Genomic DNA, 16,193 nt, shown 5'->3' with positions numbered 1-16,193 from the left:
GTCAATCCGCCATCCTCAAGCGCTGCGGCGGCAATAGTTTCGAGTCCGAAGAGTTTAAAAGACGAAATCCCTAACGACCAACCGGCGGAAAAGGCAACTATGCCCGAGGTCTCGTTTTCGCGTCCAGCCTTAAGCTGCTAGGTTGAGGTTTAGACTTCAAATTATGTGAGACAATGCGGCGTTTTATTTCGATCACGCGTTTGTAACGCAGTGAAACACGCCGGCGCAAAGGAACAGCGGGGGCCATTGGGCGCGCGCCGGTCAGGATGACGCAGGCGCTTCACAAAACTGCGAGCCGAGGCGGGGGGCGCCGGGCGCCTGGAAAGCTGGCGCCGGGACCTGAGGCCGCGCGGAGCGGCGGTTGCCGCAGAGCGCGACGCTCCTTAGCCTCGCGAAGGCGGCGCGAATCAGCGCGCGGCAGCCCGGCCCCGCCGGGACGGGGGCGAACGTGCCCATTTCCTACCTCTCCACCGCCCAGATCGCCGGCCTCAGCCTCACGACGCTGCAACGGCTGTCGACGACACAGATCGGCCAGCTGCGGTCGACCCAGGTCGCGGCCCTGACCACCGACGAGATGGGGGCTCTGAACGCCAGCCAGGTGCATGGCCTGGGCGCGACCCTGGTGCGGTCGCTGACGGTCACCCAGCTGCCGCATGTCGCCGACGGCATCGTCTTCGACACCAGCCAGCTCCTGGCGCTGAACGGCACGCAGCTGAACGCCTTCACCGACACCCAGGTGGGCGAACTCGACGCCACCCATGTGGGCGCCCTGGCGGCCAGCCAGATCGGCGCCCTGTCGGCGACCCGCATCTCCGGCTTCACCCTCACCCAGGTCGGCGGGCTCAGCACCGCCCAGGTCCGCAGCCTGACCACGACCCAGCTCGCCGGGCTCACCGCCACCGACGTCGGCGAGTTCTCCGCGACCCAGGTGGGCGCGTTGACCACCGCCCAGGTCGCCGGCTTCTCGGCCACCCAGGCGCAGGCCCTATCCATCGGCCAGCTCGGGGCCTTTTCGGCCCTCCAGCTCGGCAGCCTCACCGCCACGGCCTTCGCCGCCCTCGACGCGACCCAGATCGGCGCGCTCACACACACCCAGGTCCAGGGCATCCGGGCGGTCCAGCTGGCGCCGCTCGACGCCACCGGCTTTGGCGAATTCACGCCGACGCAGGTGGGGGGCTTCACGCCGGTCCAGCTTTCCGCCCTGTCGCCCGGAAATCTGTGGTCGCTGTCGGCGAGCGCCATTGGGACCTTCTCCACCACTCAGATGGCCGGGCTCAGCGCCACCCAGTTCGCGGGCCTCGGCGTCACCGACTTCCCGAAGCTCAGCGAAACCCAGGTCGAGGCGCTCGGGCCGGGCCAGCTCGGCGCGCTCACCGCCGACATCCTGGCGGCCTTCACCGACACCGAGCTCGCGGCCCTCAGCCCCGCCGAGATCCAGGGGCTGAGCCCCAGCCAGATCGCCGCCCTCAGCGTCACCGACTTCACCCGCTTCGGCCGCACGCAGATCGCGGCCCTCACCGGCGGTCAGATCGCGGCGCTTTCGACCGCCGATTTCGCCGCCCTCGACGCAACCGCCCTCGGCGCCCTCACCACCAGCCAGGTCCGCGCCCTCTCGGCCTATGTCACCCACACCCTGTCCGTGACCCAGATCGGCGAGCTCTCCACCACCCAGGTGGCCGCGCTGGCGCCGAACCAGCTGGGCGCCATATCGGCGACCAGCCTGGCCTCGATGAGCCCCGATCAGTTCGCGGCGCTGTCGCCGGCCCAGGTCGGCGGCTTCGCCACCACCGCGCTGGCCGCGCTGAGCCCGACCCAGGTGGCGGCATTGAACACCACGCAAACGCAGGGCCTTAGCCTCGGCCTGATCCAGGCGCTGCAGCCCGCCGACTTCGCCAAGCTCACCGCGACCCAGGTGGGCGCCTGGCTCGGCCCGCAGCTCGGCGCGCTGTCGGCGACCAACCTCGCCTCCCTGACCGCGACCCAGGTGGGCGCGCTCGCCACCACCCAGGTCCGCGGCTTCGCCACCACCCAGCTCGCGGCCTTCGGGACCACCGACTTCGCGCGCTTCACCACAGGCGAGATCGGCGCGCTCACGGCGACCCAGCTGCAGGCCCTGCCGCCCGCCCTCATCGGCGGCTTGACCACCACCCAGGCGCTGGCCCTGCTGCCGGCGCAGATCCCGGCGCTCACGGCGGCCCAGGTGCAGCAGTTCACCACCACGCTGCTCGCCGCCATGACGCCGGCGCAGCTCAACGCCTTCACCGTCCAGCAGGTGCAGCTCCTGCCGTCGTGAGGCGTCAGAGGAAGCTATAGGGATCGATGTCGATGGCGACGCGCGTGGCGCCCTTGGGCCGCACCCGCGCGCGCCAGGCGGCCATATAGGCCGAGAGGTCGACGGCTCGGTCGGCGCGCACCAGGAACCGCTTGCGGCGGCGGCCCCGCACCAGGCCGAGCGGCGCATCGGCCGGGCCATAGACCTCGACGCCAGGCGTATTGGGCGCAGCCTCCGCCATGGCGCGGCAGAAGTCGTCGAGGCGTCCCGCATCCACGTCCGAGGCGATCACCGCCGCCAGCCGGCCGAACGGCGGCAGGCCGGCGAGCTCACGCTCGGCCATCTCGGCGGCGACGAAGGCCTCGCGGTCCTGGGCCTTCAGCGCCTGCATGACCGAGTGGTCCGGCGCATAGGTCTGCAGCAGGGCGCGGCCCGCGTGCGCCTTGCGCCCCGCCCGGCCGGTCGCCTGCGCGAGAAGCTGATAGGTGCGTTCCGCGGCGCGCAGGTCGCCGCCGCGCAAGCCGAGGTCCGCATCCACCACGCCGACCAGGGTCAGCTTCGGGAAATTGTGGCCCTTGGCGGCGGCCTGCGTCGCCACCAGCACGTCGATCTCGCCCGCCGCCATGGACTCGATCAGCCGCTTGGCCTCCCGGGCGTCGAACGCCGTGTCCGAGGAGAACACCGCCACGCGGGCCTCGGGGAACAGGCTGCGCGCCTCCTCCTCCACCCGCTCTACCCCAGGGCCGATGGAGACCAGGCTGTCCTTGGCGCCGCAATGCGGGCAGGCGGCGGGCTTGGGCATCGAGAAGCCGGTGAGGTGGCAGACGAGGCGGCCGGAATAGCGATGCTCCACCAGCCAGCTGTCGGTGTCCGGCGCCGTCATCCGCTGGCCACAGGCCTTGCAGAGCACGAGCGGCGCATAGCCCCGGCGGTTGAGGAACAGCAGCACCTGTTCGCCGCGCGCCAGGGTCTCGCCCATGGCCGTCACCAGCGGCGGCGACAGCCAGCGGCCCGCCTCGGGCGGCGTCTCGCGCAGGTCGACCAGCTCGATGTCCGGCAGCTTGGCCGAGCCGTGCCGGGCGATGAGCTTCAGCCAGTGGTAGCGGCCGGTCTCGGCGTTCCGGAAGGTCTCCAGCGACGGCGTCGCCGAGGCCAGGACCACCGTGGCCGCCTCGATCTTGCCGCGCGCCACGGCCAGGTCGCGGGCGTGGTAGATGAAGCCCTCCTCCTGCTTGAAGGAGGCGTCGTGCTCCTCGTCGACGACGATCAGCGCCAGCTTGCGGAATGGCAGGAACAGGGCCGAGCGGGCGCCGACCACGATCCGGCAACGGCCCGACAGCACCCCGTCCCAGACCCGCCGCCTGGCCGGCGGCGCCACGTCGGAATGCCATTCGCCCGGCTCGGCGCCGAAGCGGGCGGCGACGCGGGCGATGATCGCCTGGGTCAGGGCGATCTCCGGCAGCAGGATCAGCACCTGGGCCTCCGGGTCGCCGGCCAGGGTCGCAGCGGCCGCCTCGAGATAGACCTCGGTCTTGCCCGAACCGGTGACGCCGTCGAGCAGGGCCACCTGGAAACCGCCCTCGGCCACGATGGCCTTCAGCGCCTGCGCGGCCGCGGCCTGGCTGGGGTTGAGCGCCGCGCCCTGGCGGCCCGGATCGGGCGTCTCGAAGCTGGCCTCCGGCTCGATGGTGCGCACCACGAGCACGCCCTCGTCGATCAGGCCCTTCACGACGCCCGCCGAAACGCCCGCCGCGCGGGCCAGCTCGGCGCCGCCCAGCGCCCCGGCGGCGGCGGCCTCCAGCACCTTGCTCCGGGCCGCCGTCGGCCGTGTCGGCTGCGCGCCCGTCGCCGCCACCACGCGCAGCGGCTTGGCCTTCGGCGCCCGCGCGCCGCGGAGGGCGATGGCCAGCGGCATGCCCGGCGCGTCCACCGCGTATTTCGCCGCCCACTGCACGAACTCCAGGGTGCTGGCCGGCAGCGGCGGGTCGTCGAGCCTGGCCTGCACCGCCTTCAGCGGCCGGTTGTGGCCGGCGCCGTCGCGCAGGGCTGAGACCACGCCGCGCATCAGGTTCGGCCCGAGCGGGGCGGCCACCTGGTCGCCGATGTTCAGCGCCATGCCCTCCGGCTCGGCGTAGTCGAAGGCTTCCGGCAGCGGCAGCGGCAGCAGGACCGAGGCGATGCGGCTCATCCCCAGATCCTATCCTGGCCTTTTGCGCTTTGCCCTGAGGCGGCTACAAGGCGCGTTCGCAACTCCGGGGTCTTCTCGATGCAGCTCTTCCTCGATTCCGCCGACGTGACGGTCCTCAAGGACCTCGCCGCCACCGGCCTGGTGGACGGCGTGACCACCAATCCCACGCTGATCGCCAAAGCCGGACGCCCCATGCTGGAGGTCATCGCCGAGATTTGCGGCATCGTCGAGGGTCCGGTGAGCGCCGAGGTCGCCGCCACCGAGTCGCAGGCCATGCTGGCCGAGGGCCGCAAGCTCGCCGCCGTCGCCACAAACGTTGTCGTGAAGGTCCCGCTGACCCGCGAGGGCCTGATCGCCACCCACGCCTTCGCCCGCGAAGGCATCCAGACCAATGTGACCCTGTGCTTCTCCGCGCCCCAGGCCCTGCTCGCGGCCAAGGCGGGCGCCAGCTACATCTCGCCCTTCGTCGGCCGGCTCGACGACCACGGCGCCGACGGCATGGAGCTGATCCGCGAGATCCGCGCCATCTACGACAACTACGACTTCGACACCGAGATCCTCGCCGCCTCGATCCGCAACGGGGTGCATGTGACGCAGGCGGCGATCGCCGGCGCCGATTGCGCGACCATTCCGCCCGACGTCTTCGCCGCCCTCTTCAAGCACCCGTTAACCGAGAAGGGGCTTGATCAATTCCTCAGCGATTGGGCGAAGACCGGCCAATCGATTCTGTGAGTTGAAGCGGGGGCTGCTATGGACGGGTCGCAGGGCGAGATCGAGGGCGTTCCTCTCGAACCCACGGCGGTCCGCCGCTTCCTGTCGGACAACCCGGAGTTCCTGCGCGACGACCATGGCTTGCTGGACGAGCTCGGCCTGAAGGTCGCCGCCGGCAATGTGGTCGACTTCGGCCCCGCCGCCCTAGCGCGCGTGCACGCCGCCCACCAGCGCGAGTCCGAGCAGCGCCAGCAGATCGAGGCGACCGCGCGCGCCAACTTCTCCGCCCAGGCTCAGACCCACGGCGCGGTGATCGACCTGCTGGACGCCCGCAACCATTCCGACCTCGCCTGGCGGCTGGATGAGCTCGCCCAGCACCGCTTTGGCCTGGCCGCCGGCATCATCGTGCTGGAGGACGCCGAGCGCGCCCCCGCCGGATGGAAACGCCTTGTCGAGGGCCAGGTCGACATGATCCTCGGCGGCTCCCAGCGCTTGGCCCGCATGGGCTTCGCGCCGACCGCCCTGCCGCTATTCGGCGAGAAGGCCGAGGCCATCCGGTCCATGGCCATGGTCCGCATGGCGATCTGGGAACCCTCGCGCCAGGGCCTGCTGGCGTTCGGCTCGCCCGATCCGGAGGGCTTCACCGAGGACATGGGGACCGAGCTGGTGGCCTTCCTCGCCCGCGTGGTGGAGCGCACCGCCGAGCGCTGGCCGATCCTGTGACTGCTGAAGGCGCGCTGGCGCTCTGGCTGGAGCACCTGGCCAAGGAGCGGCGCGCCTCGCCCCGGACGCTCGAGGCCTATGGCTTCGCCGGCCGGCGCTACATCGCCTTCCTGGGCCAGTATCGCGGCGAGGAGATCGACCTTCAGGCCATGGGCGGCGTCAGCGCCGGGGAAATCCGCGCCTGGCTCGCCCACCTGCGCCAGGGCGAGCGTCCGCTCAGCCCGCGCTCGCTCTCCCAGGCCCTGTCGGCCATCCGCACCTTCCATGGCTATCTGGACCGCCGGCTGGACACGCCCAACGCCGCGCTCGCGCTGGTGCGGGGTCCGAAGGTCAGGCCCGGCGCGCCGCGCCCGGTCACCGAGGACCAGGCGCTCGGCATGATCGCCGAGCCGGCGCTCGATCCCGATCGCGACGGTTGGGAGGTCGCCCGCGATCAGGCGGTGCTGACCCTGCTCTATGGCTGCGGCCTGCGGATTTCCGAGGCCCTGTCGCTGAAGCGGTCCGACGCGCCCATCCCCGACACCTTGCGGATCACCGGCAAGGGCTCCAAGACCCGCATGGTGCCCGTCCTGCCCGCCGTGCGCGAGGCCATCGATGAATATCTGAAGGCCGTTCCGTTCGGGCTCGACGCGGACCAGCCGCTGTTCCGCGCCAAGCGCGGCGGAGCCTTGAGCCCGCGCCACGTGCAGGCCACCGTGCAGCTGCTGCGCGGGCGCCTCGGCCTGCCGGCCAGCGCCACGCCACATGCGCTGCGCCACTCCTTCGCGACCCACCTGCTGGGCGCCGGGGCCGATCTGCGCTCGATCCAGGAACTGCTGGGCCACGCGTCGCTGTCGACGACGCAGCGCTATACCGAGGTCGACGCCGCGGCCCTATTGGGCGCGTACGCCAAGGCCCACCCGCACGCCTGAAGGCTAGTTTCCGGAGCCCGCCGCGAAGCGCCCGTCGCCTTGCACTTCGTAGCTGACGATCAGCGGCGCGGCGCAGCCCGACACGGTGCGATTGATCGCGATTTCCCAGTGCGCTTTCGGCAGGTCGCCGAGACGCTCGATCTTCGCCGCGCCGCGATCCTGCGGTCGTAGCAGCGCCGCCGCACTGGGTCCGGCCGCCACGGTGACCCCCGCGCGGCAGGCGCTGGGGATGAAGTTCAGCCCGTTGCGGGAGATCAGCGGCTTGTCGACGGCGATGGCCGGCGCACCGGCCGTGGCGATATGGGTGGCCATGAGAAGCGCGAGCATGTTGGTCTCCGTTCCCGTTGTGGGCGAAGCCTGCCACCGCGGCCGTGGCGAGGCAAATCAACTCGCCGCGGGGTTTCCCGGGCGGTCGCGCACCAGCCGCAGCCAGGCCACCTCGGAGCCCGGATCGCGGCCCCGCTCCACGCAGCTGAAGCCTTCGCGGGCATAGAAGCGCTGCGCCCGCCGGTTGGGCGCCTGGACCTTCAGCGACACCGGGCCGCTGGCCTCGGCGCAAATCCGGTCGAGCAGGGCCTTGCCCACCCCCTTGCCGCGGGGGCCGACGTAGAGCGAATGCAGGAAGTTCTGCGGCCGGAAGAAGGCCGCCAGGCCCAGGATCTCTTCGCCCTCGACCGCCACATAGATCTCCTCGTCGCGCGCGGCGCGCAGGAAGTCCTCGCGGTGGTGCCGCTCGGGCGGCTGCCAGGTGAAGGTGTCGCGCAGGACGCGGACATAGAGGTCGGCGCAGGCCGCAAGCTCCTCCGGCCGGGCGCGTCGGACCTCCACGGCCCCGCTCACGCGGTCAGGCCTGCATGGTCCACCCTTCCACGCCCATGGCGGCCTGGCGCAGGGCTTCGGATCGGGTGGGGTGCGGGTGGCAGGTGCGGGCCACGTCCTCCGACGCGGCGCGGAACTCCATGGCCACGCAATATTCGCCGACCATCTCCGAGACCTGCGGGCCGATCATGTGCACGCCCAGCACTTCGTCGGTCGTGGCGTCCGCCAGCACCTTCACGAAGCCCTCGGTCTCGTGGTTGATCCTGGCGCGGCTGTTGGCGGTGAAGGGGAACTTGCCGGCCTTGTAGGCGCGGCCCTCGGCCTTCAGCTCCTCCTCGGTCTTGCCGACCCAGGCGACCTCCGGCCAAGTGTAGATCACGCTGGGGATCACGCCGTAGTTCACGTGGCCGGCCTTGCCCGCAAGGGTCTCGATGCAGGCCACCGCCTCCTCCTCGGCCTTGTGCGCCAGCATGGGCCCGAGCGTCACGTCGCCGATCGCCCAGACGCCCTCGGCCGAGGTCTTCCAGTGGTCGGTCTCGATGAAGCCGCGCTTGTCGGGCGCGATCCCGACGCTCTCCAGCCCCAGCCCCTCGGTGTAGGGCCGGCGTCCGATGGCCAAGAGGACGTAGTCGGCCTCGATGGTCTCCGCCGCGCCACCGGCCACCGGCTCGACGGTCAGGGTGACGGATTTCTTCGAGGCCTTGGCGCCGGTGACCTTCTGGCCCAGCCGGAACTCCATGCCTTGTTTGGTCAATGCGCGCTGCAGGGTCTTGGAAAGCTCTGCGTCGGCCCCGGGGGTGATGCGGTCGAGGAACTCCACCACCGTGACCTTGGCGCCCAGCCGGCGCCACACCGAGCCCAGTTCCAGGCCGATGATCCCGGCCCCGATCACCACCAGCGATTTCGGAACCTCCGGCAGCGACAGGGCGCCGGTGGAATCGACGATCCGCTGCTGGTCGACCGTTACGCCGGCCAGGCCCGCGGGCTCTGAGCCGGTGGCGATGACGATGTTCTTGGCCTCAAAGGTCTGGCCGCCCACCTCGACCTTGCCGGCCCCCGCGATCTTGCCGGCGCCCTTGATCCAGTCGACCTTGTTCTTCTTGAACAGGAACTCGATGCCCTTGGTGAGACCCGCCACCGACTCGGCCTTCTGCTGCATCATCTTGGCGAGGTTCAGCTTGGGCGTGACGTCGATGCCGAGGCCTGCGAAATCCTTGGCCGCCAGCTCGAACAGCTCCGAGGCATGCAGCAAGGCCTTCGAGGGCATGCAGCCGACGTTCAGGCAGGTGCCGCCCAGCGCCACGCCGCCGTTCACCCCCTTGTCGACGCAGGCGACCTTGAGGCCCAGTTGGCCGGCCCGGATCGCGGCGTTGTAGCCGCCCGGGCCGCCGCCGATGATGATCACGTCATAGGTGGTTTCGGCCATGTGCGCGCCCGCTCAGGAGAGGTGAGGCGCAGCTAAGGCGCGTAACCGCCGAGGTCAACCGCCCAGCGGGGCTCAGGCCGAGGCCGGGCCGCCCAGCGCGGGGCGCTCCACCCACCAGATCGCGGCGCCCACGACCGCCATGCCGAGCACGGTGTCGTAATCAAGCTGCACCTCGGCGGGGGTGAACACCTGCTGGTAGGCCGCGCCCGAATGCATGATCCACCACAGCGCCGTGTCGCTCACCAGGGCCACCAGATAGAGGCCGAGCGCCGGTCGGCCGCGGATCAGCCGCCAGGCGATCGCCAGGAACAGACCCACGATCGCCGCCCAGACGCCCAGCTGCCACCAGGGGGTGGCCGCCCACAGCGGCGCCATCCGCGCGCCGTCGCCGTCGGGATGCGGCATGGCGCCGGCCTTGTAGGCGACGTTGGTCACGATCGGGAAAAGGCAGAACAGGCCGTAGGCGCCGACCACGACACCCAGGGCGAGGCGCAGGATCTTCATGGCGTTCCCCCCAGAACGGCCCGCGCGGACGCGGGTCGCCGAAAGTTGCGCCGGAAACCGCTTTTCGTCGAGTCCGACTACAGGTCGAGCAGCAGGCGCTGGGGATCCTCGATGGCTTCCTTGACGTGCACCAGGAAGGTCACCGCGCCCTGGCCGTCGACCACGCGGTGGTCGTAGGAGAGCGCCAGGTACATCATCGGCCGGGCGACGATCTGGCCGCCGACCACCATCGGCCGCTCCTGGATCTTGTGCATGCCCAGGATCCCCGATTGGGGCGCATTGAGGATCGGCATCGACATCAGCGAGCCATAGACCCCGCCGTTGGAGATGGTGAAGGTGCCGCCCTGCAGGTCTTCCAGCGCCAGCTGGCCGTCACGCGCCTTCTTGCCCAGCGCCCCGATGGTCTTCTCGATCTCGGCCAGGCTCATCTGGTCGGCGTCGCGCACGACGGGCGTGACTAGGCCGCGCTCGGTCCCGACCGCGACCGAGATGTCGTAGTGGTTCTTGTAGATCAGGTCCTGGCCGTCGATCTCCGCATTGACCGCGGGCACCATCTTCAGGCCGTGGATCACCGCCTTCACGAAGAAGCTCATGAAGCCGAGCTTCACGCCGTGGGTCTTCTCGAAGGCGTCCTTGTACTGGGCGCGGATCGCCATCACCGCGCTCATGTCCACCTCGTTGAAGGTGGTCAGCATGGCGGCGTTGTTCTGGGCCTCCTTCAGCCGGCGCGCGATGGTCTGGCGCAGGCGGGTCATCTTCACCCGCTCCTCGCGCTCGCGCACCGCGCGCGGGGCCTGCGGGGCTGGCGCCGGCGCCGGCGCATTGCCGCGGGCTTCCAGGGCGGCCAGGGCGTCGCCCTTGGTGATCCGGCCGTCCTTGCCGGCGCCGGCGATCTTCGTCGGGTCGAGCTTGTTCTCCGCGACGATCCGCTGGGCGGACGGCGCCATCACCGGCTCGGCCGCGGCGGCCGGTTCGGAGGCCGGCTTTGCGGGAGGGGCCTTGGCGGGCGCGGGCGGCGGCTCCGCCTTGGCGGCCGGGGCGGGGGCCGGCGCCTCGGCGGGCTTGGCTCCGCCATTGGGTTTGGCCGCGGCCGCGCCCTCGGCGATCTTGCCCAGCACCGCGCCGGGCTCGACGGTCGCGCCTTCCTCCGCGGCGATCTCGCTCAGCACGCCGTCGGCCGGGGCGGCGACCTCGAGCGAGACCTTGTCGGTCTCCAGCTCCACCAGGATCTCGTCCTTGCGCACCGCGTCGCCGGCCTTCTTGGTCCACTTGGCGACCGTCGCCTCGGTGACGGACTCGCCCAGCGCCGGCGTCATGATGTCGGCCATTTCGATGCGCTCCTCAGATCCTCAACACACACATACAGGCTTGGTCAGGCGAAGGCTTCCGTGAGGAAGCTCTCCAGCTCCTTCAGGTGCCGGCTCATCAGGCCCGCGGCCGTCGAGGCCGACGCCGGGCGGCCCACGTAGCGGGCGCGCTTGGCCTTGATGTCCAGGCGCTCCAGCGTCAGCTCCAGCCACGGGTCGACGAACTGCCAGCCGCCCATGTTCTTCGGCTCTTCCTGGCACCAGATCAGCTCGGCGTTCTTGAACCGCTTCAACTCGTTCGACAGCGACTTCAGCGGCCAGGGATAGAACTGCTCCAGGCGCAGCACATAGACGTCGTCACGGCCGGTCTTCGCCCGATGGTCGATCAGGTCGTAGTAAACCTTGCCCGAGCAGAGCACCACGCGGACGATCTTGTCGTCGGCCTTGAGCGTGACGCCGCCCACGTCGCAGCCGGCTTCGGCGCCGTCCACCATCACCCGGTGGAAGCTGGTGCCGTCGGCCATGTCGGCCAGGTTCGACACCGCCCGTTTGTGGCGCAGCAGGGATTTGGGCGTCATGACGATCAGCGGCTTGCGGAACTCGCGCAGCATCTGACGGCGCAGGGCGTGGAAGTAGTTGGCCGGCGTGGTCGGATAGACCACCTGCATATTGTCCTCGGCGCAGAGCTGCAGATAGCGCTCGAGGCGCGCGGAGGAGTGCTCCGGACCCTGGCCCTCGTAGCCGTGCGGCAGCAGCATGGTCAGGCCGCTCATGCGCAGCCACTTGCGTTCGCCCGACGAGATGAACTGGTCGACCACGACCTGGGCGCCGTTGGCGAAGTCGCCGAACTGGGCCTCCCACATGGTCAGCGTATTGGGGTCGGTGAGCGAGAAGCCGTACTCGAAGCCGAGCACCGCCTCTTCCGACAGCGCCGAATCCAGCACCTCGTAGTGGGCCTGGTTGGGGCCGAGGTTGCGGAGCGGGAACCAGACCTCCTCGGTCTTCTGGTCGACCAGGCCGGAGTGGCGCTGCGAGAAGGTGCCGCGCACGCTGTCCTGGCCTGACAGGCGCACCGGATAGCCCTGGTCCAGCAGGGTGGCGAAGGCCAGCTGCTCGCCGGTCGCCCAGTCGAGGCCTTCGCCCGCCTCGATCGCCTCGCGGCGGCCCTCGATCACCCGGGCCACGGTCTTGTGGGGCGTGATGGTCCCCGGGATGGTGGTGATCTTGCGGCCGAGGTCGAGGAGTTTCTGCTTGGCGACGCCGGTGACCCGGCTCTCCTCGACGCCCGGCAGCTTCAGCCCCGACCACTTGCCGTCCAGCCAGTCGGCCTTGTTGGCGTGGTAGGCCTTGCCGCTGTCGAACTCCTGGTCGAGGAAGTCGTCGAAGTCCTTGATCCAGCCGTCGATCTCGGCCTGGGTGGCGACGCCCTCGGCGACCAGGCGGTTGGTGTAGAGCTGCCGGACCGACGGGTGGTCCTTGATCTTCGCGTACATCAAGGGCTGCGTCATCGTCGGATCGTCGCCTTCATTGTGGCCGAACCGGCGGTAGCAGAACATGTCGACGACCACGTCCTTGCCGAACAGCTGGCGATATTCGGTGGCCACCTTGGCGGCGAACACCACCGCCTCCGGATCGTCGCCGTTGGCGTGGAAGATCGGGGCCTCGACCATCAGCGCCACGTCCGACGGATAGGGCGAGGAGCGGCTGTTCTTCGGGCTGGTGGTGAAGCCGATCTGGTTGTTGACGATGAAGTGCATCGAGCCGCCGACGCCGTAGCCGCGCAGCCCCGAGAGCGCGAAGCATTCGGCCACCACGCCCTGACCGGCGAAGGCCGCGTCGCCGTGCATCAGCAGCGGCATCACGTGGCTGCGGCCACTGGTCGGGGTCTCGCGCAGGGTGAAGGCCTGCTTGGCGCGGGCCTTGCCGATGACGACCGGGTTGACGATCTCCAGGTGGCTGGGGTTGGCGGTCAGCGACAGGTGCACGCTGTTGCCGTCGAACTCGCGGTCCGACGAGGCGCCCAGGTGGTACTTCACATCCCCCGAGCCCTCGACGTCGGAGGGCAGGGACGAACCGCCTTGGAACTCGTGGAAGATCACGTGGTAGGGCTTGCCCATCACCGCGGCGAGCACGTTCAGCCGCCCCCGGTGCGGCATGCCGATGATGATGTCCTTCACGCCCAGCGCGCCGCCGCGCTTGATGATCTGCTCAAGCGCCGGGACCAGGCTCTCGCCGCCGTCCAGACCGAAGCGCTTGGTGCCGGGGAAGCGGCGGTGCAGGAACCGCTCGAAGCCCTCGGTCTCGATCAGCTTCTTGAGGATGGCGACCTTGCCCTCCTTGGTGAACACGATCTCCTTGTCGCGACCCTCGATGCGCTCCTGGAGCCAACCCTTCTCCTTGGGGTCGGAGATGTGCATGTACTGCACGCCGACGTTGCCGCAGTAGGTGCGCCGCAGGATCTCCAGGATCTCGCGGATGGTGGCCGTCTCCAGGCCCAACACATAGTCCAGGAAGATCGGCCGGTCGAAGTCGGCCTCGGCGAAGCCGTAGGTGGAGGGGTCGAGCTCGGATGCATCGCCCGGCGTGGTGGCGATGCCCAGCGGATCGAGGTTGGCCTTCAGGTGGCCGCGCATCCGGTAGGCGCGGATCATCATGATGGCGCGCAGCGAATCGAGCGTGCGGGCGCGCACCTCGTCGGCGCCGACCTCGGGCTTGCGCTCGGCGATCCGGGTCTCGAGCTTGGCCTGCACCGCCGGCCACAGGCCATCGAGCGCCGAGAGCCAGTCGGGTCGCGCGGCCGGCGCCGCGGCCTGGGTCCAGGCGGGCCGCTCGGCCTGGCGCTTGGCGTCGGCGGCCGGGTCGTGCAGCGAGGCGAAGAAGGCGCGCCACGAGGGCTCGACCGAATTGGGGTCCGTGGCCCACTGCGCGTAGAGGTCCTCCACGAAGGCGGCGTTGCCCCCATAGAGGAAGGAGGTCTCGGCGAGCACCTCGTTGATCAGACCTGCGTCGTCGGCCATGTCGTCCGCTTCCCGGGCGTGGGACCCGCGGAGCTTCTCGAGAAGAAGGAGCCGAGCGCGGACCGCCCTAAACTAAAATCCTGTCCTCAGGCCGATCCCAGCCAAAGTGGGTACCGGTTTGGCGCCCGGGATCGGCCTAACTATTCAATCCACGGGCCTTCCGGTTCTTCGAACCGGCAGGCCCTAGGCGCCTTTCAGCACCTCGACCAGGGTGGTCCCGAGGGCCGCCGGAGAGGGAGAGACGCGGATGCCCGCGGCCTCCATCGCAGCGATCTTGTCCTCAGCCCCGCCCTTGCCGCCGGAGATGATCGCGCCCGCGTGACCCATGCGCCGGCCAGGCGGCGCGGTGCGTCCCGCGATGAAGCCGACCATTGGCTTCTTGTTTGGTGAATTCTTAATGAACTCGGCCGCGTCCTCCTCGGCGGAGCCGCCGATCTCGCCGATCATGATGATCGACTCGGTCTCGGGGTCCTTGAGGAACATGTCGAGCACGTCGATGAACTCGGTGCCCTTCACGGGGTCGCCGCCGATGCCCACGGCCGTGGTCTGGCCGAGGCCCACCTGGGTGGTCTGGAACACAGCCTCATAGGTAAGGGTGCCGGAGCGCGAGACAACGCCCACCGACCCCCGCTTGAAGATGTTTCCCGGCATAATGCCTATTTTGCACTCATCCGGGGTCAGGACGCCGGGGCAGTTGGGCCCGATCAGCCTGGATTTCGAGCCTGAGAGCGAGCGCTTCACCTTAATCATGTCGGCCACCGGGATGCCTTCGGTGATGCAGACGATCAGGCCGATCTCGGCGTCGATGGCTTCCAGGATCGAGTCGGCCGCGAACGGCGGCGGCACATAGATCACGCTGGCCTCCGCGCCGGTCTCGCGCGCCGCCTGGCCGACCGTGTCGAACACCGGCAGGTCCAGGTGCTTGGTCCCGCCTTTGCCCGGGGTCACCCCGCCGACCATCTTGGTCCCGTAGGCGATGGCCTGCTCGGTATGGAAGGTCCCCTGCGCCCCGGTGATCCCCTGGCAGATGACGCGGGTGGATTTGTTGATCAGGATCGACATCGAGTTAAGCGGCCTCCCGCACGGCCTTGACGATCTTTTCGGCGCCGTCGGCCAGGTCGTTGGCCGGGATGACGTTCAAGCCGCTGTCGCGGATGATCTGCTTGCCGAGCTCGGCGTTGGTGCCTTCGAGGCGCACCACCAGCGGCATGGCCAGCCCGACCTCCTTGACCGCGGCCACGATGCCCTCGGCCAGCAGATCGCAGCGGGCGATGCCGCCGAAGATGTTGACCAGTATGCCCTTCACATTGGGGTCGGCCATGATGATCTTGAAGGCCGCCGTGACCTTCTCGCGGGTCGCTCCGCCGCCCACGTCGAGGAAGTTGGCGGGCTCGGCGCCATAGAGCTTGATGATGTCCATGGTCGCCATGGCCAGGCCCGCGCCATTGACCATGCAGCCGATATTGCCGTCGAGGGCGATGTAGGAGAGGTCGTACTTGGAGGCCTCGATCTCCTTGGGGTCTTCCTCGCTCTCGTCGCGCAGGGCGGCGATCTCTGGGTGGCGGAACAGGGCGTTGTCGTCGAACGACACCTTGGCGTCGAGCACGCGGAGCTGGTCATCGGCGGTGACGATCAGCGGGTTGATCTCCAGGAGCGCCATGTCCTTGGCCACGAAGGCCGCATAGAGCTGGCCCAGCAGGGTGCGCGCCTGCTTGGCGAGGTCGCCCTTGAGGCCCAGGGCGTCGGCCAGCATCAGCCCGTGGTGCGGCCACACCCCGGTCGCCGGATCGATGAAGAAGGTGTGGATGCGCTCCGGCGTCGAATGGGCCACCTCCTCGATGTCCATGCCGCCTTCGGTGGAGGCCACCACCGCCACGCGGCTGGTCTCGCGGTCGACCAGCAGGGAGAGGTAGAACTCCTTGGCGATCTGGGCGCCTTCCTCGATGTAGAGGCGGTTCACCTGCTTGCCCTTGGGCCCGGTCTGGTGGGTCACCAGCACCCGGCCGAGCATCTCACTCGCGTTGACGCGGACCTCCTCGACGCTCTTCACCACCCGGACACCGCCCTTGGCCTCCGGCCCAAGGCCCTCAAATCGCCCCTTGCCGCGGCCGCCGGCGTGGATCTGCGACTTCACGACGAAGACGGGGCCGCCCAGCTTGGTCGCCGCCTCGGCGGCTTCATCGGCGGAGAAGGCGGGATAGCCGCGCGGGACCGCCACGCCGAACTCGGAGAGGACGGCTTTGGCTTGGTGTTCGTGGATGTTCATGAGGCCTTTGAGGCGCTTGCCAAATCGCTTCGGCCCCAGAGTCGCCCCT

General features: G+C 69.7%; 13 protein-coding genes. 4 read left to right on the top strand and 9 right to left on the bottom strand.

Annotation, left to right across the window (positions count from 1 at the left end; genetic code table 11):
• The first annotated feature begins 448 nt into the window (after nucleotides 1–448).
• A complete protein-coding gene (locus VGT80_RS13380) occupies nucleotides 449–2,293 on the top strand; it encodes an ice nucleation protein (RefSeq protein ID WP_327456585.1) in 1,845 nt (614 codons plus the stop codon).
• 4 nt (nucleotides 2,294–2,297) lie between these two features.
• Here the strand turns inward: VGT80_RS13380 and VGT80_RS13375 are convergent, their stop codons facing one another.
• The gene (locus VGT80_RS13375; RefSeq protein WP_327456583.1) at nucleotides 2,298–4,460 is read right to left on the bottom strand and encodes a primosomal protein N'; all 2,163 of its coding nucleotides are present in this window, start codon (nucleotides 4,458–4,460) and stop codon (nucleotides 2,298–2,300) included.
• Between the two features lie 78 nt (nucleotides 4,461–4,538).
• Here VGT80_RS13375 and fsa point away from each other — a divergent pair, with 78 nt between their 5' ends.
• From fsa to VGT80_RS13360, 3 genes are read left to right on the top strand one after another with little or no spacing between them, the layout of a single operon-like run.
• Nucleotides 4,539–5,192 carry a fructose-6-phosphate aldolase gene (fsa, locus tag VGT80_RS13370; protein ID WP_327456581.1) on the top strand — a complete coding sequence of 218 codons (654 nt, stop codon included), beginning with the start codon at nucleotides 4,539–4,541 and terminating at the stop codon, nucleotides 5,190–5,192.
• Between the two features lie 18 nt (nucleotides 5,193–5,210).
• A complete protein-coding gene (locus VGT80_RS13365; RefSeq protein WP_327456579.1) occupies nucleotides 5,211–5,894 on the top strand; it encodes a DUF484 family protein in 684 nt (227 codons plus the stop codon).
• A complete protein-coding gene (locus VGT80_RS13360) occupies nucleotides 5,891–6,805 on the top strand; it encodes a tyrosine recombinase XerC (RefSeq protein ID WP_327456578.1) in 915 nt (304 codons plus the stop codon). The genes VGT80_RS13365 and VGT80_RS13360 overlap by 4 nt, the downstream gene beginning before the upstream one ends.
• A 3-nt stretch (nucleotides 6,806–6,808) precedes the next feature.
• On the opposite strand, the gene VGT80_RS13355 is transcribed toward VGT80_RS13360, so the two are convergent.
• From VGT80_RS13355 to sucC, 8 genes are all read right to left on the bottom strand, one after another.
• Nucleotides 6,809–7,132, bottom strand: coding sequence for a hypothetical protein (locus VGT80_RS13355; RefSeq protein WP_327456576.1), 324 nt, complete (start codon nucleotides 7,130–7,132; stop codon nucleotides 6,809–6,811).
• Nucleotides 7,133–7,189: 57 nt separating this feature from the next.
• Nucleotides 7,190–7,645, bottom strand: a complete 456-nt coding sequence (locus VGT80_RS13350; RefSeq protein WP_327456574.1) for a GNAT family N-acetyltransferase — start codon at nucleotides 7,643–7,645, stop codon at nucleotides 7,190–7,192.
• Nucleotides 7,646–7,649: 4 nt separating this feature from the next.
• Nucleotides 7,650–9,050 (bottom strand): dihydrolipoyl dehydrogenase, encoded by a 1,401-nt coding sequence (gene lpdA, locus VGT80_RS13345; RefSeq protein ID WP_327456572.1) that lies wholly within the window; start codon nucleotides 9,048–9,050, stop codon nucleotides 7,650–7,652.
• A gap of 72 nt (nucleotides 9,051–9,122) precedes the next feature.
• A complete protein-coding gene (locus VGT80_RS13340; RefSeq protein ID WP_327456571.1) occupies nucleotides 9,123–9,554 on the bottom strand; it encodes a hypothetical protein in 432 nt (143 codons plus the stop codon).
• A 77-nt stretch (nucleotides 9,555–9,631) separates the two neighbouring features.
• Nucleotides 9,632–10,882, bottom strand: coding sequence for a 2-oxoglutarate dehydrogenase complex dihydrolipoyllysine-residue succinyltransferase (gene odhB, locus VGT80_RS13335; protein WP_327456570.1), 1,251 nt, complete (start codon nucleotides 10,880–10,882; stop codon nucleotides 9,632–9,634).
• Between the two features lie 44 nt (nucleotides 10,883–10,926).
• Nucleotides 10,927–13,878, bottom strand: coding sequence for a 2-oxoglutarate dehydrogenase E1 component (locus tag VGT80_RS13330; RefSeq protein WP_327456569.1), 2,952 nt, complete (start codon nucleotides 13,876–13,878; stop codon nucleotides 10,927–10,929).
• 183 nt (nucleotides 13,879–14,061) lie between these two features.
• On the bottom strand, nucleotides 14,062–14,940 hold the full coding sequence (sucD, locus tag VGT80_RS13325; protein WP_327456568.1) for a succinate--CoA ligase subunit alpha: 879 nt from the start codon (nucleotides 14,938–14,940) through the stop codon (nucleotides 14,062–14,064).
• A 4-nt stretch (nucleotides 14,941–14,944) separates the two neighbouring features.
• A complete protein-coding gene (sucC, locus tag VGT80_RS13320; protein WP_327456567.1) occupies nucleotides 14,945–16,144 on the bottom strand; it encodes an ADP-forming succinate--CoA ligase subunit beta in 1,200 nt (399 codons plus the stop codon).
• Between the last annotated feature and the right edge of the window lie 49 nt (nucleotides 16,145–16,193).

Source organism: Phenylobacterium sp., assembly GCF_035944335.1.
Classification (GTDB): Bacteria; Pseudomonadota; Alphaproteobacteria; order Caulobacterales; family Caulobacteraceae; genus Phenylobacterium.
Note: the sequence above shows the minus strand (reverse complement) of the source record. Positions and strands in the feature narration are given on the sequence as shown.

Excerpts from the sequence above, each read along its gene's own strand:
- VGT80_RS13340 (WP_327456571.1), bottom strand. The coding sequence starts at position 9,554 with ATGAAGATCCTGCGCCTCGCCCTGGGTGTCGTGGTCGGCGCCTACGGC.
- sucC (WP_327456567.1), bottom strand. The coding sequence starts at position 16,144 with ATGAACATCCACGAACACCAAGCCAAAGCCGTCCTCTCCGAGTTCGGC.
- VGT80_RS13375 (WP_327456583.1), bottom strand. The coding sequence starts at position 4,460 with ATGAGCCGCATCGCCTCGGTCCTGCTGCCGCTGCCGCTGCCGGAAGCC.
- odhB (WP_327456570.1), bottom strand. The coding sequence starts at position 10,882 with ATGGCCGACATCATGACGCCGGCGCTGGGCGAGTCCGTCACCGAGGCG.
- lpdA (WP_327456572.1), bottom strand. The coding sequence starts at position 9,050 with ATGGCCGAAACCACCTATGACGTGATCATCATCGGCGGCGGCCCGGGC.
- VGT80_RS13365 (WP_327456579.1), top strand. The coding sequence starts at position 5,211 with ATGGACGGGTCGCAGGGCGAGATCGAGGGCGTTCCTCTCGAACCCACG.
- VGT80_RS13355 (WP_327456576.1), bottom strand. The coding sequence starts at position 7,132 with ATGCTCGCGCTTCTCATGGCCACCCATATCGCCACGGCCGGTGCGCCG.
- fsa (WP_327456581.1), top strand. The coding sequence starts at position 4,539 with ATGCAGCTCTTCCTCGATTCCGCCGACGTGACGGTCCTCAAGGACCTC.
- sucD (WP_327456568.1), bottom strand. The coding sequence starts at position 14,940 with ATGTCGATCCTGATCAACAAATCCACCCGCGTCATCTGCCAGGGGATC.
- VGT80_RS13330 (WP_327456569.1), bottom strand. The coding sequence starts at position 13,878 with ATGGCCGACGACGCAGGTCTGATCAACGAGGTGCTCGCCGAGACCTCC.